The organism is Pseudomonas sp. UBA6753 (assembly GCF_002453565.1).
Lineage (GTDB): Bacteria > Pseudomonadota > Gammaproteobacteria > Pseudomonadales > Pseudomonadaceae > Aquipseudomonas > Aquipseudomonas putida_Z.
Genome location: NZ_DKHD01000023.1, coordinates 50,063 through 71,363, shown reverse-complemented (window position 1 = coordinate 71,363; position 21,301 = coordinate 50,063). Strand labels below are relative to the sequence as shown.

Sequence of the window (21,301 nt, the reverse complement as noted above, 5' to 3'; positions counted from 1 at the left end):
GGAGCGGGCGTGCCCGCGAAGAAAGCGACGCGGTATATCGTCAGGCGTTACCAGACAACTTCAGGCGCGCTGCCTGGGTAAAGTCCAGCATCCGGTTCAGCGGCTTGATCGCCTTCGGCACCAGCGCCGGGTCGACAAAGATCTCGTTCGTGCCATTACGCAGGCAATCCAGCACACGCTCCAGGGTGTTCATCGCCATCCACGGGCAGTGCGCACAGCTGCGGCATGCCGCGCCGTTACCGGCGGTGGGGGCTTCGACGAACTCCTTGTCCGGGCACAGCTGCTGCATCTTGTAGAAGATGCCGCGGTCGGTGGCGACGATGAAGGTCTTGTTCGGCAGGGTCTGGGCAGCCTTGATCAGCTGGCTGGTGGAGCCCACCGCATCGGCCAGCTCGATCACCGCTTCCGGCGACTCGGGGTGCACCAGAATCGCCGCATCCGGGTACAGCGCCTTCATGTCGGCCAACTGGCGCGACTTGAACTCTTCGTGAACGATGCAGGCACCGTCCCACAGCAGCATGTCGGCACCGGTTTGCTTCTGGATGTAACGCCCCAGGTGCTGGTCCGGGCCCCAGATGATGGTTTCGCCGTTGTCCATCAGGCTTTCGACGATTTCCAGTGCGCAGCTCGAGGTCACCACCCAGTCGGCGCGGGCCTTCACGGCAGCGGAAGTGTTGGCGTAGACCACCACGGTACGCTCGGGGTGCTGGTCGCAGAAGGCCGAGAACTCTTCTACCGGGCAGCCCAGGTCGAGCGAGCAGGTGGCCTCCAGGGTGGGCATCAGCACGCGCTTTTCCGGGGTGAGGATTTTCGCTGTTTCGCCCATGAAGCGCACACCGGCAACGATCACGGTTTCGGCCGGGTGGTTCTTGCCGAAGCGGGCCATTTCCAGCGAGTCGGACACGCAGCCGCCGGTTTCTTCGGCCAGCGCCTGGATGACCGGGTCGCAGTAATAGTGGGCGACCAGCACGGCGTTCTGGGCCTTGAGCTCGGCAGCGATGGCCGCACGGTATTCGGCCTCCTGCTCGGCTGTCAGCGGGTTTGGCTGCTTGGCGTCGAGGTGGGCCTGAACCAACAGGCGTTCGGAAATCTGGGTCATGATCGCTGGACCTGCAGGCGCGTGCGCGCGTCAAATCGAGTGTATCACCCGGCCCTGACAGATCGGCTAAGGGTGCCGGACGGCACGAAGGCCGCCACGGCCCTCTGCGGGCGCGGATTATTATCGGAGGCCGAAGGCTACAGACAATCCAGCGATTTCTAAAGTGGTTTTTGTGTTGCCTGGGCTGGCCCTATCGCCGGCAAGCCAGCTCCCACAGGGATTGCACAAATGTTGCTGGCAATAATAATCCTGTGGGAGCCGGCTTGCCGGCGATAGGGCCGGTACAGGCTTCGCCGATCAGCCCTGCGGCGACAGGGCCGCCAGCTGCGCCGCCATGAGCATGGCGAACTCTTCCACGGTCATCTTCTTGCCGTTGAAGTCGACCATGCCGTCGGCATAGTGCAGGCTGCTCACCACATCATTGCCCTGCACGGTGGCCATGCCACTCTGCAGCGCCATCATGCCGACCATTTCCCCGGCCTGGCTCGATTGCATGGCAATGGCCTGGGCGTCGGTCTGGCCATCCAGCAGTGCCTGCAAGGTTGCCAGGTCACCGATCATCGGCTTGGACAACGACAGCTTGCTCTTCACCTCGGTGATCAGTTGCTTGCTCAACTGGTCAGGCGGCAGGTCGAAGCTGGCCGGGGCGGAGAAGCCCATCGACAGGTCAAAGCGGCTTTCGCCATTGGCGGTCCTGAACGACAGGTTTTCCACCGCTACCCGGGGCTTGGCAGCCAGCAGTTTCTGCAGCTCGCCCTGGAACCTGGCCTTCTCCTCATCATCCATCTGGATTTCCGGCACCGGCTGGCCAGCGGCAGCCGCGGCCTCGAATTCCGGCAGGTGCGCCTGGTACCACGTCGACAGCGCCTGTAGCGCCGGCGCGTTGACCGACGTGATGCTCACCGCCATCTGCGCCTTGCCCACCGCACGACCATCCCAGGTGATATCCCCTACCTTGTACTCCACGCGGCCACCCACGGTATCCGGGCCGTCAAGGGTTTGCAGGGCGTTCTGCTCCAGCCCCTTGACCACCAGCACCTGCTGTTTGGGCCCCAGGGTGACCTTGGTTTCGGCCAGCGCCAAGTCGACGTTGCCTACGTAGATGGCCTGGTGCGCGGTGGCCGCCAGCTGGCCGCCGACCTTCAGGCCATTGAGCTCGAAGGTAGCAGGCGGCTGGTCATCGCGTACCAGTTTCATCACGAACCGATCGGCCTGGCCGTGGAAGCTCGAGGCCTTGCCTTCCTGGTCACCACTGACTTGCAGTTGCATGCCCGAGAAATCGAGGCTGTTGCCATCCGCTTCGTCGAGCTTGACCGGTGCCAGCTGCACCTGGCTGACCACATTGCCGTCGTAGCCCAGGCTGGTCTGCGCGCTGACCGGGGCCTGCTCGCCCGCTGCGGCGAACCACGGCGCGGTGGCGTCGTCCTTCTGCAGCGTGCTGTTGCTGACTGCCAGCACCGGCATCAGCTTCAGTGCCTTTACCCGCGACCAGGGGAACGGGCCGTGCTCGATCTGGTCGGTCACGCCAACGTCGAAATTCAACACTTCGCCTTCGCCCAGGTTGATATCGCGGGCCTTGAGCCGGTACTGGGCGGTACTGCTGAAGAAATGCTGCTCCAGCGACACGCGTTCGATGCTCATGCTGCCACCGGTACTCACCAGGGCCTTCTTGAGTTCCGCGTTGCTGCGGACCAGGGCGTTGTCCAGCTCCGCAGGCAGCTGCTTGCCGGTGTACCAGGCGCCAGCGGTGGTTGCGACGGCGATGGCGATAGCCAGGCCGGAAAGGATGCCAACTGATTTCTTCATGAATAGAACCGATTGCTGTCCATATGGGCTTCGTAGGCGGCCAAGGGCCACACAGGACGCCAAGAGTACCACTGCAGCCCAGCCCTGGCGCTGGCCAGGCTCGAGAAATCCGGTTTTTGGGAAACGCCTGACAGACCTTCCAAGGGAAACCGGCATTCGTTAATTTTTGCGAACACCAGAATTGATCATAACCGCAAAAAAACGCGCAAAAACCGAACAAAACCCCACTTTAATCGATAAATATTTCAATCCAGCAACATCTTGTCATGTTTAACTTGACACTAAGCTACCCATCGTTTTTTATTTTCACCACTTTGCGCGCTCCCCCGCGTCCCCGCTGCTCCAACAATAAAGGTGAACAACATGGAGCCCACCCGCTCGCCCTTGCCGCATGCGCAGTACACCGTGCCCGCCGTTTACGCCCAGCCGCAGGAGCCATGCCAGCATGCAGCCTGACCACAGCGCTTCCGGCAACGGCCAACTCCGTAAAACCCTGCGTCTCTGGCACGTGATCATCATCGGTCTGGCCTACCTGACCCCGATGACCGTGTTCGACACCTTCGGTATCGTTTCCGGGATTACTGCCGGCCACGTACCCAGCGCCTACATCCTGGCACTGGCCGGGATCCTGTTCACCGCCGTGAGCTACGGCACCCTGGTAAGGCGCTTCCCGCAGTCGGGCTCGGCCTATACCTACACCCAGCGCGCGATCAACCCGCACGTCGGCTTCCTGGTCGGCTGGTCGTCGTTGCTGGACTACCTGCTGCTGCCAATGGTCAACGCCTTGCTGGCCAAGCTGTACCTTTCGGCCATGTTCCCGGAAGTACCGGAGTGGATGTGGGTGGCCGGCTTCGTCACCCTGATCAGCCTGATCAACATGCGCAGCGTGAACCTGGTGGCGCACTTCAACCTGCTGTTCGTGGCTGTGCAGGTGGCGATCATCGCCGTGTTCATCTACCTGTGCGTGCGCGGCCTGGACCAGGGTGAAGGGCTGGGTACCGCCTGGAGCCTGCTGCCGTTCGCCGACGACCAGACCCAGCTCAGCGCCCTGGCCGCCGGTGCGACCATCCTGTGCTTCTCGTTCCTCGGCTTCGACGCGGTCACCTGCCTGTCCGAAGAAACCCGCGACCCGGGCAAGACCATCCCTCGCGCGATCTTCCTCACCGCCCTGATTGGCGGCCTGGTGTTCATCACCGTGTCGTATTTCATCCAGGCCTACTTCCCGACCATGTCCCGCTTCCACGACCAGGAAGCGGCACTGCCGGAAATCGCCCTGTACGTCGGCGGCAAGCTGTTCCAGTCGATCTTCATCGCCTGCACCGTGATCAACACCATCGCCTCGGGCCTGGCCTCGCAGACCAGCGTGTCGCGCCTGCTGTACGTGATGGGCCGCGACAACGTGATCCCGGCCAGCCTGTTCGCCCGCCTGCACTCGCGCTACAAGACGCCGGTGCTGAACATCGCGGTGGTGGGGCTGATTTCGCTGTCGGCTATCTTCTTCGACCTGGTCACCGCCACCTCGATCATCAACTTCGGTGCGCTGGTCGCGTTCAGCTTCGTCAACCTGTCGGTGATCAACCACTGCTACCTGCGCGAAGGCAAGCGCCAGGGCCTGGCCAACCAGCTGACCTACCTGGTGGCACCCACCATCGGCTTCTGCATCATCGTCTCGCTGTGGCTGGACCTGAACGCACACTCGCTGCTGTTCGGTGGCGTCTGGGCACTGCTCGGCCTGCTGTACCTGGCCTGGCTGACCAAAGCCTTCAGGGACTCCCCGCCCAACTACATCGCTGAATGACCCATGCTGCCGACAACGCCCGCGCCTGATCGCGGGCGTTGCATTTGATCGAAAAGGAAAGCCCTCATGCCGCTGCGTCGCCTCTCCATCCAGTGGAAGATCACCCTGCTCGCCGGCCTGTGCCTGCTGGCCATTGTCGCCCTGCTGGTAACCACATCGCTGGCCCAGGCGCGGCGCAGCGCGGCATTGGTCAACCAGGCCAACACCGAAATGCTCGACAGCAGCGCACGCCTGCGCCTGCAGGCCCATGCCGAAACCCAGGCCCTGCGCATCCAGCGCTATTTCATGGACGCCTACCAGTACGGCAATGGCTTTGCCCGCCTGGTGCAGGTGCTCAAGGCCCGTGGCGGCAACGACCTGCGCGCCGAACTGACGCGTCAGGCCCGCGCCAGCCTGGCCGGCAACCCGGACGTGATCGGCCTGTACCTGGTGTTCCAGCCCAACGCCCTGGACCCGGACAGCCAGTACCTCGGCCAGGATGCAATGGGCAGCAATGAGAGCGGGCGCTTCTCGCTGTACTGGTCACAACCCCGCCCCGGCACCCTGGAGCTTGAAGCCATGCCGGAATCGATGCTCGGTGACGCCAGCATCGGCATCAACGGCGTGGCGAAGAACCGCTGGCTGACCTGCCCGCAGGACACTGCCAGAACCTGCATGCTCGAGCCATACCTCGACGAAGTGAATGGCCGCCAGGTGCTGATGACCAGCATCGCCCTGCCGCTGCTGGAGCACGGCAAGGTGGTCGGCGTGGTCGGCCTGGACATCGGCCTGGCCAACCTGCAACAGCTGAGCCTGGACGGGCGCCGGGAGCTGTTCGACGGCCAGGGCCAGGTCAGTATCGCCAGCGCAGCCGGCCTGCTGGCCGGCAACAGCCGCGACGACAGCAAGCTCGGCGAGCCCATGGACGAGGCGGTAGCCGACGGCCTGCTGCGTGTTGCCCACCCGTTCACGCCAATCCCTGATGCCGCCCCTTGGCAGGTATTGCTGGAACTGCCGGAAAGCGTGCTGCAGGCGCCTGCCGTCGCCCTCAACCAGCGCCTGGATGCGCACAACCACAGCGCCAACCTCACCAGCCTGCTGGTTGGCCTGGGCGCTGCGGTAGTCGGTTTGCTGCTGGTGTGGCTGACCGCGCGCGGGGTGACCCGGCCAATCCTGGCCGTGGCCGCGCGCCTGGAAGACATCGCCAGCGGCGAAGGCGACCTCACCCGCCGCCTGGAGTATGCCCGCCAGGACGAACTGGGCCAGCTCACCGGTTGGTTCAACCGCTTTCTCGACAAACTGCAGCCGGTCATAGCCCAGGTCAAAGGCTCACTGCAGGAAGCCCGCGGCACCGCCGACCAGTCCGCAGCCATCGCCAGCCAGACCAGCAACGGCATGCAGCAACAGCACCGCGAAATCGAACAGGTGGCCACCGCCGCCAATGAAATGAGCGCCACCGCTCTGGATGTCGCCCATAACGCTTCGAAGGCGGCCCAGGCCGCGCGCGCTGCCGACCAAGCCAGCCGCGAGGGCCTGCAACTGATCGACAGCACCCGCCAGGGCATCGACCGCCTGGCCGCCGGCATGAACACCGCCATGGGCGAGGCACGCGCGCTGGAAGGCCGCAGCGGGCAGATCGGTTCGGTGCTGGAAGTGATCCGCACCATTGCCGAGCAAACCAACCTGCTGGCACTCAACGCCGCCATCGAAGCCGCCCGTGCAGGCGAAGCCGGGCGTGGTTTTGCCGTGGTGGCCGATGAAGTGCGTGGCCTGGCCCAGCGCACCCAGGTGTCGGTGGAGGAAATTCGCCAGGTCATCGAAGGCTTGCAGCAAGGCACCCAGGATGTGGTGGGTGCCATGCACGAAGGCCAGCGCCAGGCCCAGGACAGCGCTGCGCGGATGGAACAGGCGCTGCCGGCGCTACAACGTATTGGCGAGGCAGTGGCGGTGATCAGCGACATGAACCTGCAGATTGCCTCGGCGGCTGAAGAGCAGAGCGCCGTAGCCGAAGAGGTGAACCGTAATGTGGCCGGCATTCGCGATGTGACCGAATCGCTGGCAGGCCAGGCCGATGAGTCAGCGCGGATCAGCCAGGCCCTGAACCGGCTGGCCAACCAGCAGCAGGCGCTGATGGAGCAGTTCCGCGTCTAACCTGTCAGGGCCAGTGCGCCTTCTTCGCGGGCATGCCCGCTCCCACAGGAAATGCCCGGCCCTTCGGGGTGGCGCCATACCCTGTGGGAGCGGGCGAGCCCGCGAAGAGGCCCCAACAGGCAATACAGCATTATTGATTTTATCGAGCACAACCTATGCAAAACCCAACCCGCCCCACCTTCTTCGACATCACCAGCGAACAGGGCCTGTTACGCACCTCGATCGCCGTCACCCTGTTCATCGCCATCATCGGCATCGCCTTCGGCCTGGCCTCCGGCTCGTTCTCCATCGTGTTCGACGGCGTCTATTCGCTGGTCGATGCCAGCATGAGCGGGCTGTCGCTGGTGGTGGTCAGGCTGATTACCGCGCACACCACCAGCGTGCAGATGTCACGCAAGTTGCGCGAGCGCTTCACCATGGGCTTCTGGCATCTGGAGCCGATGGTGCTGGCACTCAACGGCATCCTGCTCAGCGGCGTGGCCATCTATGCGCTGATCAACGCCGTCAGCAGCCTGCTGCAAGGCGGGCGTCACCTGGAGTTCGGCATCGCCATGGTCTACGCGGTGCTGACCGTGATCGCCTGCGTGACCATCGCCATTGTCGAGGCCCGCGCCAACCGCAAGCTCGGCTCGGACTTCGTGCGCATGGACGTCAAGGGCTGGGTGATGTCGGCCAGCATCACCGCCGCGCTGCTGATCGCCTTCTGCTTTGGCTATGCGGTGCAGGGCACATCGTTGGAGTGGGTGTCGCCGTATATCGACCCGGCGGTGCTGGCGCTGGTCTGCCTGGTGATCGTGCCGTTGCCGATGTCGGTGGTGCGCCAGGCCCTTTCGGAAATTTTCCTGGTGACCCCTGGCGACCTCAAGCTGCACGTGGATGAAGTCGCCAAAGCCTTCGTCGCACGCCATGGGTTGCAGTCGTACCGCGCCTATGTGGCCAAGGTCGGGCGCTCGCGGGAGATCGAACTGTATTTCATCGTGCCGAAGGCCATGGCCGCGAAAACCATCGATGAATGGGATGCGTGGCGTAACGAGATCGGTGATGCCGTGGGTGGTGAAGGGCCGGACCGTTGGCTGACCGTGGTATTTACCGGGGATCCAGAGTGGGCTGAATAAGCCTGGGGGCGCTTTGCGCCCCTTTCGCCGGCAAGCCAGCTCCCACCTCGACCGCATTAGCCTCGAGTCATGCGCAAGCCCTGTGGGAGCTGGCTTGCCGGCGATGAGGCCAGTACAAGCAGCCGAAAACGAAAAAGCCCGCCACCGTTACCGGTAGCGGGCTTTGACGTACTGCATATGGTGGGTCGTGTAGGATTNNTACCAACTGAGCTAACGACCCGTTGGATGGCGCGTATAATACTGATTTCTAACGGGAAATCAATACCCCATCAAACTTTTTTCAAAAATACCGCGTCGGATCTTCGACTCCGGCGGCCTTGAAGCCGTCGGCACGCAGGCGGCAACTGTCGCATTTGCCGCAGGCACGGCCGTCATCGTCGGCCTGGTAGCAGGAAACGGTCAGGCTGTAGTCCACGCCGCGAGCCATACCGGCCTGCACGATCTGCGCCTTGCTCATGTTCTGCAGCGGCGCCTGGATGCGGAAGCCCTGCCCTTCGACGCCGGCCTTGGTCGCAAGGTTGGCCATGCGCTCGAAGGCTTCGACGAACTCGGGGCGGCAATCGGGGTAGCCGGAGTAATCCACGGCATTCACACCAATGAAGATGTCACGGGCTTCCAGCACCTCTGCCCAGCCCAGGGCCAGGGACAGGAACACGGTGTTGCGCGCTGGCACATAGGTGACCGGGATGCCTTCACCCGGCGTTTCCGGCACGTCGATGCTGCTGTCGGTCAATGCCGAGCCGCCGATGCCATCCAGGTTCAGGCCAATAACCTTGTGCTCGACCACGCCCAGGTCGCGGGCAACGCGGGCGGCGGCGTTCAGTTCGGCGCGGTGGCGCTGGCCGTAGTCGAAACTCATGGTGTAACAGCTGTAGCCTTCGGCCTTGGCCATGGCGACCACGGTGGCCGAGTCCAGGCCGCCGGACAACAGGATTACTGCGCGTTTGTCGGTCATGTGTGCTTGCTCCTCAATCAACGTCCGGGTTCGTCGTTCCACAGCAGCTTGTGCAGCTGCAGCTGGAAGCGTACGGGCAGGTTGTCGGCAACGATCCAGTCCGCCAGCTCGCTGGCGTTCACCTGGTGGTGGCTGGGCGAGAACAGCACCTCGCCGGCACGCTCGGCCAGGTTGTACTGGATCAGCTTGGAGACCGCCCAGTCGTAGTCCTCGCGGGAACAGATGACGAATTTGACCTGGTCGTTGCGGGTCAGCTGCTCGATGTTCTCGTAGCGGTTACGGTGCGACTCTTCGGAGCCAGGGGTCTTCAGGTCGACCACGCGGCTGACGCGGGTGTCGGTGCCGGCAATATCCAGCGCGCCGCTGGTTTCCAGCGACACCTCGTAACCGGCGTCACACAGGCGCTGCAACAACGGCAAGGCGTTGGGCTGGGCCAATGGCTCGCCACCGGTGACGCAGACGTAGCGCGGCTTGAAGCCGGCGACCTGCTCAAGGATCGAATCGAGGGTGCGGACGGTACCGCCACTGAAGGCATAGGCACTGTCACAGTACTGGCAGCGCAGGGGGCAACCGGTGAGGCGCACGAATACCGTGGGCAACCCAGCCGTTCGCGTTTCACCCTGCAAGGAGTAAAAGACTTCGGTGATGCGTAATGTGTCTTGCATGCTCGCCACGGGCGTGACAGCTAAACAGGCTGCCCGCCTCCGTCAGGCACTGTCGCGGACTCGACATAGCGTTATCCGCAGCAGCGTGTTTACGAAAAAAGGGCAGTGATTCTAACGAAAAAACCCGCGACAAGCGCGGGTTTCTTTCAAGCGGTACTGCTTAGAGCTTCTGCAGGTCACGCTGGGCCAGTTGCGCGGCCGAGGTGCCGGGGTACTGGGTGATGACCTGCTGCAGAATACCCTTGACCTTGTCGGTGTGGCCCATGCGGCGCTCGACGTCGGCCAGCTTGTACAGCGAATCCGGCACCTTGCTGTGCTTCGGATACTTCTGGCTGACCTGGGCGAAGGCCTGGCTGGCAGCCGGCAGGTCGCCCTTGGCCAGGTTCACTTCACCCAACCAGTACTGGGCATTGCCGGCGTACTGGCTGTTGGGGTACTTGCGCAGGAAGGCGTTGAACGCCTGGCTGGCCTTGTCGAAGTCTTTCTGCTTGATCAGGTCGAAAGCGGCATCGTAGTAGAGCTTTTCTTTCGCCGGATCACCGGGCTCGCTACTGGCGGCCGGTTGTTGCGCAGCAGCACCTGCTGCTGCATCGGGGGCGGCATTGGATGCACCACCACCGGAGGAATTGTCAGGGGTCGCGGCAGGCGCGGCGCCACTGTTGATGCGACGGTCCAGGTCCTGGTAACGCTCCAGGTTTTCCTGCTTCATGCGCGACACATCGTTCTGCAGCTCTTCGATGATGCCTTGCTGACGGGAAAGCTGATCCTGCATCTGTTGCAGCTGCATGAACAGCTGGCCCTGTGCAGAGGCAGGGGCCGAAGCCCCTGACCCGGCATAGGCGCCGCTCGTGCCATAACCCGCAGGCGGATAGCTGCCTGCGTTGTCATCAACTACAGGGACCTCAGCCCAGGCCGCGAGCGGCAGGCTGAGTGCGAGGACGGTTACTACACGGCGGCACATACGCATAAGAACTTACTTACGCAGTTCTACGCGACGGTTCTGAGCCCAGGACTGCTCGTCGTTGCCAGTGGCAACCGGACGCTCTTCACCGTAGGAGACCAGTTCCAGCTGAGCAGGGGAAACGCCCTGCAGAACCAGGTAGCGCTGAACGGCCTTGGCACGACGCTCACCCAGAGCCATGTTGTACTCGCGGGTGCCGCGCTCGTCGGTGTTGCCTTCCAGGACAACGCGGTTGCCGTTGGCTTTCAGGTCCTTGGCGTGAACGTCCAGAGCGCGCATGGCTTCTGGCTTCAGGTCCGAGCTGTCGTATTCGAAGTAGAAGGTGGTGATTGCGCGCAGGGCAGCTTCTTCGCTCAGGGAGCCGTCAACAGCGCCAGTGTTGGCACCGTAGCCAGCGTTCGGATCTACGGCAGCGCCTTCGCCTGCGTTGTCACCGCCCTTCGAGGAGCAACCTACAGCTACGGCCATGGCCAGAGCCAGCGCAGCAAATTTACCAAACTTCAGCATTTCCATCGTGAAACTCCTAATGAAACCCCAGTGTGTTAAGCAAAAGTATTACGCCGCAATCAGTTCAGGTAAGGGGACCAGGACGGTTCTCTGACTTCGCCTTGAGCGGTAGGAAGTGGGAGCCTCACGCGGCCATTAAGCGACACGAGCATCAAGACTCCCCGGCCCTGCTGGCGGGTGGCGTAGATTAGCATGGTGCCGTTTGGCGCAACAGTGGGAGACTCATCAAGACTCGTTTCCGAGAGAATCTTTACACTTCCGCGTTGCAAATCCTGGGCCGCAACTTTGAAGTTGGTGAAGCCCTGCTGGCGATGGATCATCACCAGGGTCTTTTCGTCCGCCGACAGTTTCGGGTTGGCGTTGTAGTTACCCACGAAAGTTACACGCTCGGCACCACCGCCACCGACCGACTGCTTGTAGATCTGCGGCTTGCCGCCACGGTCGGAGGTGAAGTACAGGGTGTTGCCATCCTTGCCCCAGAACGGCTCGGTGTTGATGCCCGGGCCGGCGGTGACACGGCTGATCTGGCGCGAAGCCACGTTCATCACGTAGATGTCCGGGTTGCCGTCCTTCGACAGCACGAACGCCAGGCGCGTACCGTCCGGCGACCAGGCTGGCGCACCGTTCAGGCCTTCGAAGTTGGTGACCTGCTCGCGGCGACCGGTATCGATGTGCTGGACGAAGATGCGCGGGCGCTTCTGCTCGAACGAAACATAGGCGATGCGCTTGCCATCCGGAGCAAAGCGTGGCGACAGGATCGGTTCACGCGATTGCAGCAGGGTAACCGCACGTGCACCGTCGTAGTCCGAACGCTGCAGGGTATAGCGGGTGTTGTTGGTGGAGAAGCGCTCGGCCGTCACGTACAGCATGCGGGTGGAGAACGCACCCTTGATGCCGGTGAGCTTCTCGAACGACTGGTCGGCAATGTAGTGCGCCATGTCGCGCAGCTGGTCGACGCTGCCCGCCACGCTACCGGTCAGCACTTGCTGCTCGGTGGCGACGTTGAACAGCGCGTACTGTACCTGCAGGCGACCGCCCGACGGCACGATGCTGCCGACCATCACGTACTGCGCGCCCAGCGCTTTCCAGTCACGGAAGATCACTTCGCTGGCCTGCGACGGCTGGCTGATCATGTTCTGCCGCGGAATCGGCGAGTAGTAGCCGGAGTTGCGCAGGTCGTTGCCGATGATGTCGGCCATGTCTTCCGGCAGCACGCTGCCGCCCTGCAGACCGAACGGCACTACCGCGATGGGCGTGGCCCGGTCGCTGCCGCTGGTGACCAGGATGTTCTTTTCCTCTGCCACGGCCATGCCTGCCACGCAGCACAGCATGACCAGCAGTCCTCTCAGACGTTTAATCACAACGCTAGATCCTCAGGTGTAAATGTCATCTTGAACGAACGATATTGGTTGAAATCGCTCGGCTTCATACCCTGCATCTCGGTCAGACGACCGATGTTCTTCACTGCTGCCACCGCCGAGCTGTCGTACGGGCCGTCACCACTGGACCGGGCCACGCTGACGCTGGTGATGGTACCGTCCGGCAACATGTTGATCTGCAGGACCACCGTCATGCCCTTGCGCGCGGAAGGCGGACGTGCCCAGCCCTCGGCCGCGCGCATGCGGATCAGGTCGTCGAAGTCGCCGGCCACCTGGTCACCCTGCTCGTCGGCCAGCGCCTGCTGCCGTTCGGTAGTGTCGGACAACAGCTCGGCCAGGGCCTGGGCTTTCTTGTCTTCCGCCGCCTTGCGGGCCGCTTCCTGTGCCTTTTTCTTCTGGGCATCTGCAGCGGCCTTTTTCTTGGCCTCTTCAGCTGCCTTCTTCTTCGCTTCCTCGGCTACCGCCTTCTTCTTGGCGTCCTCGGCTGCTTTCTTCTTGGCCTCTTCGGCCGCCTTTTTCTTGGCGTCCTCGGCGGCTTGTTTCTTCGCCTCTTCAGCGGCCTCTTTCTTGGCCTCTTCTTCGGCTTTTTTCTTTTCTTCCTCGGCCTTCTTCTTGGCGATGTCGGCCTGCTGCTTCTCGGCAGCCTTCTTCGCCTCTTCGGCCTTCTTGGCTTCGGCGGCTTTCTTGGCCTCGGCGGCTTCGGCAGCTGCCTCGGCTTTCTTGGCTTCGGCGGCCTCGCGAGCCTCTTCGGCCTTTTGAGCGGCGTCGGCTTTCTTTTGTTCCGCGGCCTTCACGGCCTCCTGCTCGACCTTCTTCTGTTCCAGCTGCTCGACCTCGGTCTGGCGCGAAGCGGTTTTCTTCGCTTCCCCGGCAATCTTCTGATTGGTCTGGGTGGTCGCCTGGCTCTTGGACTTGAGCTGGTACAGGGTAGCCTGGACGATCGGCTTGGATGGCGGCAGCTCAGGCGTCATGGCAAAACTGACGAACAGCAGGGCGAACACCAGCACATGCAGGCCGATGGCCCAGATACTGGGCCAGAAGTAGCTTTCCGAGGCGGATGGCTCTCGCTGTTGCATCAGGGCGCCTCGGTAATCAGGCCAACGTTACCGACACCGGCCTTCTGCAACCCGCCCATGGCACCCATGACCGCGCCATAGTCGACAGCCTTGTCGCCACGAATGAACACCTGGGTCTGCTTGCCCTGGTCACGGCCGGCGGCAATGATCTTGGTCACCGCGTCGGTCATGGCAGGCAAGGTCATGGCCTTGTCCATCTGCTTGTCGGTATCGACTTCGCTGCCGAGGTTCCAGTAGTAGGTCTTGTCGGCCTTGATGGAGATGGTGAGGATCTGGACGTTGTTGTCCTGCGGCAAGGCTTCACTGGAAACCTTGGGCAGGTCTACCTTCACGCCCTGGTTGAGCATGGGCGCCGTCACCATGAAGATGACCAGCAGTACCAGCATCACGTCGATGTAGGGCACCACGTTCATCTCGGCGACGGGCTTGCGTTTGTGGCGAACTCGGGCCATGGGCTTCTACCTGATTACTCTTCGCTGGTGTGCACTTTGCGGTGCAGGATCGCCTGGAACTCGTCGGCGAAGGTGTAGTAACGGCCGATCAGCACTTCGCTGCGGGCCGAGAAGCGGTTGTAGGCGATAACCGCCGGGATTGCCGCGAACAGGCCGATGGCGGTGGCGATCAGCGCTTCGGCAATACCCGGGGCAACCGTGGCCAGGGTGGCCTGCTGGGCGCTGGCCAGGCCGCGGAAGGAGTTCATGATGCCCCATACGGTACCGAACAGGCCGATGTAGGGGCTGGTCGAACCGACGGTGGCCAGGAACGGCAGGCTTTGCTCGAGTTTTTCTTCCTCGCGCGAGATGGCTACGCGCATGGCACGGGCAACACCCTCCATGACCGCGTCCGGGTCAACGCCCGGCTGCTGGCGCAGGCGCGAGAATTCCTTGAAGCCGGCACGGAAGACCTGCTCGACACCGGAATCCGGGTCTGGGTTGCTGCCTGCCTGGCGGTACAGCTTGGAAAGGTCGATGCCCGACCAGAAGCGCTCCTCGAAGGCATCCAGCGCACGACGACCGGCGCGCAGCATGGTGCTGCGCTGGAAGATCATGACCCAAGAGGTGACCGAGGCGGCCACCAGGGTCAGCATTACCAGCTGTACCAGCACACTGGCATTGCTGACCAGACTCCACATGGAGGTATGGTCGACGACGTTAGCTTCCACGCTTATTCTCCTGCATTCGATTGAGTACCCGAGCCGTCCGCCGCAAAGGCGTCACGCAGCTCCGGGGGTATGGCTCGGGGTTTGAAAGTGTCGGCGCGCACGGCAGCCACCAGGAACTGCCCTTCGCAGAGCAGCGTTTCATCCTTTTCCCGCCAGACCTGCTGCACGAAGCGCAGGCTGGCGCGATTGAGTTCAAGTACTTGCGCGGTGACCCGCAGCTCGTCGTCCAGCCGCGCCGGCGCGTGATAGCGCGCTTCGCTGGAGTGGACCACGAACAGCAGGTTGTCTTCGGCCAGCTGCGCCTGGGAAAAGCCCAGGTGCCGCAGCCGCTCGGTACGCGCGCGCTCCATGAATTTCAGGTAATTGACGTAATACACCACGCCACCGGCATCGGTATCTTCGTAATAGACGCGACAACGGTGTGCGAACGGTTCCAGGCCATTTTGCGCGCGCATACTCTAGTGCTTACTCCTCAGCTTGCCAATCCGCTGTGGCAACTGTTTTTTCTTCATTAATGTCTTATTGCCAGCGCACCCTCGGCATGCCAGCGGTAGGACCACGAAAAGCCGTTTTCGATCTGTCACTCATCGCCCGTTTCGGAAAAATCCCCACCCTCCCCCAGGCGCCCGGGCACGTTCAAGCCAAAGTGCAGGTAGGCATGCCGGGTGACCACGCGGCCGCGCGGCGTGCGCATGATGTAGCCTTGCTGGATCAGGTACGGCTCGAGCACGTCCTCGATGGTGTGACGCTCTTCACTGATGGCCGCGGCCAGGTTGTCCACGCCGACCGGGCCACCGTCGAACTTCTCGATCATGGTCAGCAGCAGGCGGCGGTCGGAGTGGTCGAAACCGCGCTCGTCGACGTCCAGCAGGTTGAGCGCCATGTCGGCCACAGCCTTGGTGATCTGGCCCTTGCCGCGCACTTCGGCGTAGTCGCGCACGCGGCGCAGCAGGCGGTTGGCGATACGTGGCGTGCCACGGGCGCGGCGGGCGATCTCGTAGGCACCCTGGTCTTCGATGGCCAGGCCGAGGATGCCGGCCGAACGGCTGACGATGGTGGCCAGGTCCTTGTCGCTGTAGAACTCCAGGCGCTGGACGATACCGAAACGGTCCCGCAGCGGGTTGGTGAGCATGCCGGCACGGGTGGTGGCACCGACCAGGGTGAACGGCGGCAGGTCGAGCTTGATCGAACGCGCCGCTGGCCCTTCACCGATCATGATGTCGAGCTGGAAGTCCTCCATCGCCGGGTACAGCACCTCTTCGACGACCGGTGACAACCGATGGATCTCGTCGATGAACAGCACATCGTGCGGTTCGAGGTTGGTCAGCATGGCCGCGAGGTCGCCCGGGCGCTCGAGGATGGGCCCCGAGGTACTCTTGACCGACACGCCCATTTCCTGGGCGATGATGTTGGCCAGGGTGGTCTTGCCCAGGCCGGGCGGGCCGAAGATCAGCGTATGGTCGAGCGACTCGCTGCGGCCACGGGCGGCCTGGATGAACAGCGCCATCTGCTCGCGCACCACCGGCTGGCCGATGTACTCGTCCAGCCGCAGCGGACGGATCGCACGGTCCTGGACTTCTTCACGGTCGCGGCCACTGGCGGCGATCAGGCGGTCGGCTTCGATCACTTGGTAATCATCCCTTTCAGGCTGCGGCGGATCAGCTCCTCACTGCTCAGGCCGGCCTTGTCCTTGATCGCGGCGATCGCCTTGCTGGCTTCCTGCGGCTTGTAGCCCAGCGAAACCAGGGCGCTGACGGCATCGGCTTCGGCCGTGGATGCGCTGGCGACCGGCAGCGGCCCGTCGGAGACCAGGGTGAACATGGCCGGGGACGTTTCCCAAGCCTTGAAGCGGTCCTTGAGCTCGACCAGCAGGCGTTCGGCGGTTTTCTTGCCAACACCGGGCACACGCACCAGGGCCGAGGTGTCCTGAGCCTGCACGCAGCGCACCAGCTCGTCCACTTCCAGCCCGGACATCAGCGCCAGGGCCAGCTTCGGCCCTACGCCATTCAGGCGGATGAGTTCGCGGAACAGTTCGCGCTCGCGCTTTTCGGCAAAACCGTAGAGCAAGTGAGCATCCTCGCGCACCACCAGGTGGGTGTGCACGGTTACGGGTTCGCCCACCTTGGGCAGACGGTACAGCGTGGTCATGGGAACTTCCAGTTCGTAACCTACGCCGTTGACGTCGATAATCAGGTGCGGCGGCTGTTTTTCCGCCAGGGTGCCGCGCAAACGTCCAATCACGTTCCGATCCTTCCTCTCGGGGAGCCGGTCAAAGACCGCTCAACCCTATCAGCAAATGCAGCGGGTGAACGCATCACCCGAACAAAATGTGTATCAGCGCATGAAGCGCCTACAGACGCAAGCGCCCGCCGCGTCGCCTTGCCGTGGCCAGGCCATGCGGCACCAGGCTGGAGCGGGTATGGGCATGGCACAGGGCGATGGCCAGGGCGTCGGAGGCGTCGATCTGCGGCTTTTGCGTCAGTTTCAGCAGGTGCATGACCATCATCATCACCTGCTCCTTGTTGGCCCCACCGGTACCGGCTACCGCCTGCTTGACCTGGGTGGCGCTGTATTCGGCGATTTCCAGGCCGGCTTCGGCGGCGGCGACGATGGCCGCGCCACGGGCCTGGCCGAGCTTGAGCGCCGAGTCGGCGTTACGGGCCATGAACACCCGTTCGATGCCCATGGTTACCGGGCCGTGCTGGGCGATGATTTCACCCACGCCACGAAAAACGATCTGCAACCGCTCGTGCAGCTCGCCGCTGCCGGTGCGGATGCAGCCCGACGCCACGTACTCGCAACCACGGGCGGTCTGGCGTACCACGCCATAGCCGGTGATGCGCGAGCCGGGGTCGATACCAAGAATCAGAGTCATAGTGCCCGTCGTACAAAGCTCATGTTTTAACACCATTGGGGCCGCTGCGCGGCCCATCGCCGGCAAGCCAGCTCCCACAGGTACAGTGCAAGACTTGAGGGTGGCACTGTACCTGTGGGAGCTGGCTTGCCGGCGATGGGCTGCACAGCAGCCCCAATAAAGCTACCTGCCTGGCCCGAATGCTCAGGACACCTTAGCCGAGGTTTTCCATGATCTCATCGGAAATCTGGGCATTGGAGTAGACGTTCTGCACGTCATCCAGGTCTTCGAGCATGTCGATCAGCTTGAGTACTTTCTCGGCACCGTCCTGGTCGAGTTCGGCGCTGGTGGTCGGCTGCATGACGATTTCCGCGTCAGCGGCCTTGAAGCCCGCCTCTTCCAGGGCATTGCGCACGGCGTAGAAGCTGTTGAACGAGGTGAACACGTCGAACGAGCCGTCGTCGTTGGCCACCACGTCATCGGCATCGGCTTCCATCGCCGCTTCCATCAGCGCGTCTTCTTCCACGCCCGGGGCAAAGCTGATCTGCCCCTTGCGCTCGAACAGGTAGGCCACCGAACCGTCGGTACCCAGGTTGCCACCACACTTGGTGAAGGCATGACGCACGGCAGCGGCGGTACGGTTGCGGTTGTCGGTCATGGCCTCGACCATGATCGCCACGCCACCCGGGCCGTAACCTTCGTAGCTGAGCTCTTCGACGTTGTCGCTTTCGTTGGTGCCGGCACCACGGGCCACGGCACGATCGATGATGTCGCGGCTCATGTTGGCGCCCAGGGCCTTGTCCAGCGCCAAACGCAGGCGCGGGTTGGATGCCGGGTCAGCACCACCCTGCTTGGCAGCGACCGTCAGTTCGCGGATCCACTTGGTGAAGATCTTGCCTCTCTTGGCATCCTGGCGCTCTTTGCGGTGCTTGATGTTCGCCCACTTGGAATGACCAGCCATAACGACTCCGAATCCTTTGAATCACAAACAGCCCCGCCCCTGTACGGGGCGGGACGGGAAATTGCCTGCGCCGAAACGCAAAGGCGCATCCATGTGGATGCGCCCGGGGACTGCTTACTCGACCTTGGTCTGTTCGCGCAGTCGGATGTGCAGCTCGCGCAGGGCCTTGGCGTCGACCATGCCAGGGGCCTGGGTCATGACGCACGCGGCGCTCTGGGTTTTCGGGAAGGCGATCACTTCACGGATCGACTGGGCGCCGGTCATCAGCATGACCAGGCGGTCCAGGCCGAAGGCCAGGCCACCGTGAGGCGGTGCACCGAACTTCAGGGCGTCGAGCAGGAAGCCGAACTTCTCTTCCTGTTCTGCCGCCTCGATGCCCAGCAGGCGGAACACGGCCTGCTGCATCTCTTTACGGTGGATACGGATCGAACCACCACCCAGTTCGGTACCGTTCAGGACCATGTCGTAGGCACGGGACAGGGCCACGGCCGGGTTGGCCTCGAGCTCTTCCGGGGTGCACTTCGGCGCGGTGAACGGGTGGTGCAGCGCGGTGAAGCTGCCGTCCTCGTTCTCTTCGAACATCGGGAAGTCGACCACCCACATCGGTGCCCACTCGCAGGTCAGCAGCTCGAAGTCGTGACCCAGGCGGATACGCAGCGCGCCCAGGGCTTCGCTGACCACCTTGAACTTGTCGGCACCGAAGAACACGATGTCGCCGTCAACGGCGCCAACGCGGTCGAGGATGGTGTTGAGGTTGGCCTCGGGGATGTTCTTGACGATCGGCGACTGCAGGCCTTCGACGCCCTTGGCGCGCTCGTTGACCTTGATGTAGGCCAGGCCCTTGGCACCGTAGATGCCGACGAACTTGGTGTACTCGTCGATCTTGCTGCGCGGCATGCTGGCGCCGCCTGGCAGGCGCAGGGCGGTAACGCGGCACTTCGGATCGTTGGCCGGGCCGGCGAACACCTTGAAGTCGACATCCTTGAGCTGGTCGGCAACGTCGACCAGTTCCAGCGGAATACGCAGGTCCGGCTTGTCGGAACCGTAGCGGCGCATGGCCTCTTCGAAGGTCATGTGCGGGAATTCGCCGAATTCCAGATCCAGCACTTCCTTGAACAGCTTGCGGATCATGCTTTCGGTCAGGCCCATGATCTCGCTTTCATCGAGGAAGCTGGTCTCGATGTCGATCTGGGTGAATTCCGGCTGGCGGTCGGCGCGCAGGTCTTCGTCACGGAAGCACTTGGCGATCTGGTAGTAGCGGTCGAAGCCGGCGACCATCAACAGCTGCTTGAACAGCTGCGGCGACTGCGGCAGGGCGAAGAAGCTGCCGGCGTGGGTACGGCTAGGCACCAGGTAGTCACGCGCGCCTTCCGGGGTGGCACGGGTCAGGATCGGCGTCTCGACGTCGAGGAAGCCGTTCTCGTCGAGGAAGCGACGGATGCTGCTGGTGATGCGCGAACGCAGGCGCAGCTTGTCGGCCATTTCCGGGCGACGCAGGTCGATGAAGCGGTAGCGCAGGCGGGTTTCCTCGCCGACGTCGGAGTATTCGTTCAGCGGGAACGGCGGGGTTTCCGCTTCGTTGAGCACGTTCAGCTGGTAGCCGAGGATCTCGATGGCGCCGGAAGCCATGTTGGCATTCACCGCACCTTCAGGGCGCTTGCGGACCTTGCCGGTGATCTGCACGACGTATTCGCTGCGCACGCGGTCGGCAGCGGCGAAGGTTTCGGCGCGATCCGGGTCGAACACGACCTGGGCCATGCCTTCGCGGTCACGGATGTCGAGGAAGATCACCCCGCCGTGGTCGCGGCGACGATGGACCCAGCCGCAAAGGGTGACTTCCTGGCCGTCCAGGCTCTCGTTCAGTTGGCCGCAATAATGGCTGCGCATCATGATGGTGGTTTCGCTTCTCGTGATTCGTGTATTCGGTGGAGGCCTTGGCCGCCCGGAGAGGGCTAATACTGCAAGACCCGGTCACAGCATTCAACTCAGTCGGCCTTGTCGCCGCCTGCCAGATTCTTTTTCGCCCCGGTCTTGAAGTCGGTTTCGTACCAACCGTTACCGCTCAGGCGGAAGCCTGGCACCGACAGCAGCTTCTTCAGCGCCGGCGCCTGGCAGGCCGGGCAATCGGTCAGCGGCGCGGCGCTGATCTTCTGCAGCACTTCCATGCGGTGCTCGCAGGATGCACATTGATAGTCATAAAGGGGCATGGGTGTCTCTCGTCAACCACAACGCTGGCTGCCGGGGCAGCAAAAAGCGGGATTATATATGGTTAGCAAGCACTGCGCAGCCCGCCAGGCGATCAGCGCACACTTGGCGGGTCCAGCAGCCAGGCGACGCAGATCACCCTGATCAGCCCACTGAAGTTGCGCACCCCACCTTGGCGCAGGTGTACCTCGCGGTCGACGTAGGACAGCACCGCGCTGACCGAGCAGCGATTGGCCGCGGCGATGCGCTCCAGGATGCCCCAGTAGACGGCCTCCAGCCGCAGGCAGGTGGAAAAGCCGTTGAGCCGCACCGAGCGTGACACCGGCTGGGTCTGCAACATGTCGAAATCCGCCTTGAACGGGTCGATGCACTGTTTACCCGGCCAACGCCCCTGGCCAGCCACACGTTTGCTTGCTTGCATCATGCGCCACACTTCCTCGTCACAGGTACCAGGTGGCCTATGAAGCGCTGATGGACGAGCTTAAAGCAGCGGCAAAATCTTCCCGCACAAACACTCGATGGGTAAGCGTGACGGAAAACCTGTGGGAGCGGGCGAGCCCGCGAAGCAGGCGACGCGGTGGATGGCACCGGCCTTGCCGGTGTTCGCGGGCATGCCCGCTCCCACAAG

General features: G+C 63.0%; 21 protein-coding genes and 1 pseudogene. 4 read left to right on the top strand and 18 right to left on the bottom strand.

What is annotated here, in order from left to right:
* Positions 1-40: 40 nt before the first annotated feature.
* A complete protein-coding gene (nadA, locus tag B2790_RS08740; RefSeq protein WP_003254747.1) occupies positions 41-1,099 on the bottom strand; it encodes a quinolinate synthase NadA in 1,059 nt (352 codons plus the stop codon).
* Between the two features lie 297 nt (positions 1,100-1,396).
* The gene (locus tag B2790_RS08735; protein WP_286918637.1) at positions 1,397-2,905 is read right to left on the bottom strand and encodes a YdgA family protein; all 1,509 of its coding nucleotides are present in this window, start codon (positions 2,903-2,905) and stop codon (positions 1,397-1,399) included.
* A gap of 445 nt (positions 2,906-3,350) precedes the next feature.
* Between B2790_RS08735 and B2790_RS08730 the strand changes: the two genes are divergently transcribed.
* From B2790_RS08730 to B2790_RS08720, 4 genes and pseudogenes are all read left to right on the top strand, one after another.
* On the top strand, positions 3,351-4,703 hold the full coding sequence (locus B2790_RS08730) for an APC family permease (RefSeq protein ID WP_075046057.1): 1,353 nt from the start codon (positions 3,351-3,353) through the stop codon (positions 4,701-4,703).
* A gap of 66 nt (positions 4,704-4,769) precedes the next feature.
* Positions 4,770-5,975: pseudogene (locus B2790_RS24980) on the top strand (HAMP domain-containing protein); the annotation flags it as partial.
* A 102-nt stretch (positions 5,976-6,077) separates the two neighbouring features.
* Positions 6,078-6,833 carry a methyl-accepting chemotaxis protein gene (locus B2790_RS24975; protein ID WP_414708576.1) on the top strand — a complete coding sequence of 252 codons (756 nt, stop codon included), beginning with the start codon at positions 6,078-6,080 and terminating at the stop codon, positions 6,831-6,833.
* Positions 6,834-6,988: 155 nt separating this feature from the next.
* The gene (locus tag B2790_RS08720) at positions 6,989-7,948 is read left to right on the top strand and encodes a cation diffusion facilitator family transporter (RefSeq protein ID WP_075046059.1); all 960 of its coding nucleotides are present in this window, start codon (positions 6,989-6,991) and stop codon (positions 7,946-7,948) included.
* Positions 7,949-8,228: 280 nt separating this feature from the next.
* On the opposite strand, the gene queC is transcribed toward B2790_RS08720, so the two are convergent.
* The 16 genes from queC to B2790_RS08640 all read right to left on the bottom strand — a co-directional run bounded on the left by queC (position 8,229) and on the right by B2790_RS08640 (position 21,097).
* Positions 8,229-8,903 (bottom strand): 7-cyano-7-deazaguanine synthase QueC, encoded by a 675-nt coding sequence (gene queC / locus B2790_RS08715; RefSeq protein ID WP_013973801.1) that lies wholly within the window; start codon positions 8,901-8,903, stop codon positions 8,229-8,231.
* A gap of 17 nt (positions 8,904-8,920) precedes the next feature.
* A complete protein-coding gene (gene queE, locus B2790_RS08710) occupies positions 8,921-9,568 on the bottom strand; it encodes a 7-carboxy-7-deazaguanine synthase QueE (RefSeq protein ID WP_015271468.1) in 648 nt (215 codons plus the stop codon).
* 160 nt (positions 9,569-9,728) lie between these two features.
* A complete protein-coding gene (ybgF, locus tag B2790_RS08705; protein WP_004375252.1) occupies positions 9,729-10,535 on the bottom strand; it encodes a tol-pal system protein YbgF in 807 nt (268 codons plus the stop codon).
* A gap of 6 nt (positions 10,536-10,541) precedes the next feature.
* Complete coding sequence (gene pal / locus B2790_RS08700; RefSeq protein WP_003254755.1) at positions 10,542-11,042, bottom strand: peptidoglycan-associated lipoprotein Pal; 501 nt, start codon at positions 11,040-11,042, stop codon at positions 10,542-10,544.
* A gap of 53 nt (positions 11,043-11,095) precedes the next feature.
* Positions 11,096-12,367 carry a Tol-Pal system beta propeller repeat protein TolB gene (gene tolB / locus B2790_RS08695; protein WP_038408273.1) on the bottom strand — a complete coding sequence of 424 codons (1,272 nt, stop codon included), beginning with the start codon at positions 12,365-12,367 and terminating at the stop codon, positions 11,096-11,098.
* Positions 12,368-12,393: 26 nt separating this feature from the next.
* Positions 12,394-13,491, bottom strand: a complete 1,098-nt coding sequence (gene tolA / locus B2790_RS08690) for a cell envelope integrity protein TolA (RefSeq protein ID WP_038408274.1) — start codon at positions 13,489-13,491, stop codon at positions 12,394-12,396.
* On the bottom strand, positions 13,491-13,943 hold the full coding sequence (gene tolR, locus B2790_RS08685) for a protein TolR (protein ID WP_003254760.1): 453 nt from the start codon (positions 13,941-13,943) through the stop codon (positions 13,491-13,493). The genes tolA and tolR overlap by 1 nt, the downstream gene beginning before the upstream one ends.
* Positions 13,944-13,957: 14 nt before the next feature.
* A complete protein-coding gene (gene tolQ / locus B2790_RS08680) occupies positions 13,958-14,653 on the bottom strand; it encodes a protein TolQ (RefSeq protein WP_015271471.1) in 696 nt (231 codons plus the stop codon).
* 2 nt (positions 14,654-14,655) lie between these two features.
* Entirely contained in the window at positions 14,656-15,108 is a 453-nt protein-coding gene (gene ybgC, locus B2790_RS08675; protein ID WP_015271472.1) for a tol-pal system-associated acyl-CoA thioesterase, read from the bottom strand.
* A gap of 125 nt (positions 15,109-15,233) precedes the next feature.
* Positions 15,234-16,280, bottom strand: a complete 1,047-nt coding sequence (gene ruvB, locus B2790_RS08670; protein WP_004375289.1) for a Holliday junction branch migration DNA helicase RuvB — start codon at positions 16,278-16,280, stop codon at positions 15,234-15,236.
* Positions 16,277-16,894 (bottom strand): Holliday junction branch migration protein RuvA, encoded by a 618-nt coding sequence (gene ruvA / locus B2790_RS08665; protein WP_015271473.1) that lies wholly within the window; start codon positions 16,892-16,894, stop codon positions 16,277-16,279. The genes ruvB and ruvA overlap by 4 nt, the downstream gene beginning before the upstream one ends.
* Positions 16,895-17,003: 109 nt before the next feature.
* Complete coding sequence (gene ruvC, locus B2790_RS08660) at positions 17,004-17,528, bottom strand: crossover junction endodeoxyribonuclease RuvC (RefSeq protein WP_004375291.1); 525 nt, start codon at positions 17,526-17,528, stop codon at positions 17,004-17,006.
* 193 nt (positions 17,529-17,721) lie between these two features.
* Entirely contained in the window at positions 17,722-18,468 is a 747-nt protein-coding gene (locus B2790_RS08655; protein ID WP_013973810.1) for a YebC/PmpR family DNA-binding transcriptional regulator, read from the bottom strand.
* Positions 18,469-18,582: 114 nt separating this feature from the next.
* The gene (gene aspS, locus B2790_RS08650; protein ID WP_025340263.1) at positions 18,583-20,358 is read right to left on the bottom strand and encodes an aspartate--tRNA ligase; all 1,776 of its coding nucleotides are present in this window, start codon (positions 20,356-20,358) and stop codon (positions 18,583-18,585) included.
* A 95-nt stretch (positions 20,359-20,453) separates the two neighbouring features.
* On the bottom strand, positions 20,454-20,675 hold the full coding sequence (locus tag B2790_RS08645) for an FmdB family zinc ribbon protein (RefSeq protein ID WP_003254776.1): 222 nt from the start codon (positions 20,673-20,675) through the stop codon (positions 20,454-20,456).
* A 92-nt stretch (positions 20,676-20,767) separates the two neighbouring features.
* Positions 20,768-21,097 carry a ribbon-helix-helix domain-containing protein gene (locus B2790_RS08640; RefSeq protein WP_024087590.1) on the bottom strand — a complete coding sequence of 110 codons (330 nt, stop codon included), beginning with the start codon at positions 21,095-21,097 and terminating at the stop codon, positions 20,768-20,770.
* Positions 21,098-21,301 lie beyond the last annotated feature (204 nt).

What these genes read in the sequence shown, in the direction of transcription:
- nadA (WP_003254747.1), bottom strand. Translation starts at nt 1,099, where the DNA reads ATGACCCAGATTTCCGAACGCCTGTTGGTTCAGGCCCACCTCGACGCC.
- B2790_RS08735 (WP_286918637.1), bottom strand. Translation starts at nt 2,905, where the DNA reads ATGAAGAAATCAGTTGGCATCCTTTCCGGCCTGGCTATCGCCATCGCC.
- B2790_RS08730 (WP_075046057.1), top strand. Translation starts at nt 3,351, where the DNA reads ATGCAGCCTGACCACAGCGCTTCCGGCAACGGCCAACTCCGTAAAACC.
- B2790_RS24975 (WP_414708576.1), top strand. Translation starts at nt 6,078, where the DNA reads ATGCAGCAACAGCACCGCGAAATCGAACAGGTGGCCACCGCCGCCAAT.
- B2790_RS08720 (WP_075046059.1), top strand. Translation starts at nt 6,989, where the DNA reads ATGCAAAACCCAACCCGCCCCACCTTCTTCGACATCACCAGCGAACAG.
- queC (WP_013973801.1), bottom strand. Translation starts at nt 8,903, where the DNA reads ATGACCGACAAACGCGCAGTAATCCTGTTGTCCGGCGGCCTGGACTCG.
- queE (WP_015271468.1), bottom strand. Translation starts at nt 9,568, where the DNA reads ATGCAAGACACATTACGCATCACCGAAGTCTTTTACTCCTTGCAGGGT.
- ybgF (WP_004375252.1), bottom strand. Translation starts at nt 10,535, where the DNA reads ATGCGTATGTGCCGCCGTGTAGTAACCGTCCTCGCACTCAGCCTGCCG.
- pal (WP_003254755.1), bottom strand. Translation starts at nt 11,042, where the DNA reads ATGGAAATGCTGAAGTTTGGTAAATTTGCTGCGCTGGCTCTGGCCATG.
- tolB (WP_038408273.1), bottom strand. Translation starts at nt 12,367, where the DNA reads ATGCTGTGCTGCGTGGCAGGCATGGCCGTGGCAGAGGAAAAGAACATC.
- tolA (WP_038408274.1), bottom strand. Translation starts at nt 13,491, where the DNA reads ATGCAACAGCGAGAGCCATCCGCCTCGGAAAGCTACTTCTGGCCCAGT.
- tolR (WP_003254760.1), bottom strand. Translation starts at nt 13,943, where the DNA reads ATGGCCCGAGTTCGCCACAAACGCAAGCCCGTCGCCGAGATGAACGTG.
- ybgC (WP_015271472.1), bottom strand. Translation starts at nt 15,108, where the DNA reads ATGCGCGCGCAAAATGGCCTGGAACCGTTCGCACACCGTTGTCGCGTC.
- ruvC (WP_004375291.1), bottom strand. Translation starts at nt 17,528, where the DNA reads ATGACTCTGATTCTTGGTATCGACCCCGGCTCGCGCATCACCGGCTAT.
- B2790_RS08655 (WP_013973810.1), bottom strand. Translation starts at nt 18,468, where the DNA reads ATGGCTGGTCATTCCAAGTGGGCGAACATCAAGCACCGCAAAGAGCGC.
- aspS (WP_025340263.1), bottom strand. Translation starts at nt 20,358, where the DNA reads ATGATGCGCAGCCATTATTGCGGCCAACTGAACGAGAGCCTGGACGGC.
- B2790_RS08645 (WP_003254776.1), bottom strand. Translation starts at nt 20,675, where the DNA reads ATGCCCCTTTATGACTATCAATGTGCATCCTGCGAGCACCGCATGGAA.
- B2790_RS08640 (WP_024087590.1), bottom strand. Translation starts at nt 21,097, where the DNA reads ATGATGCAAGCAAGCAAACGTGTGGCTGGCCAGGGGCGTTGGCCGGGT.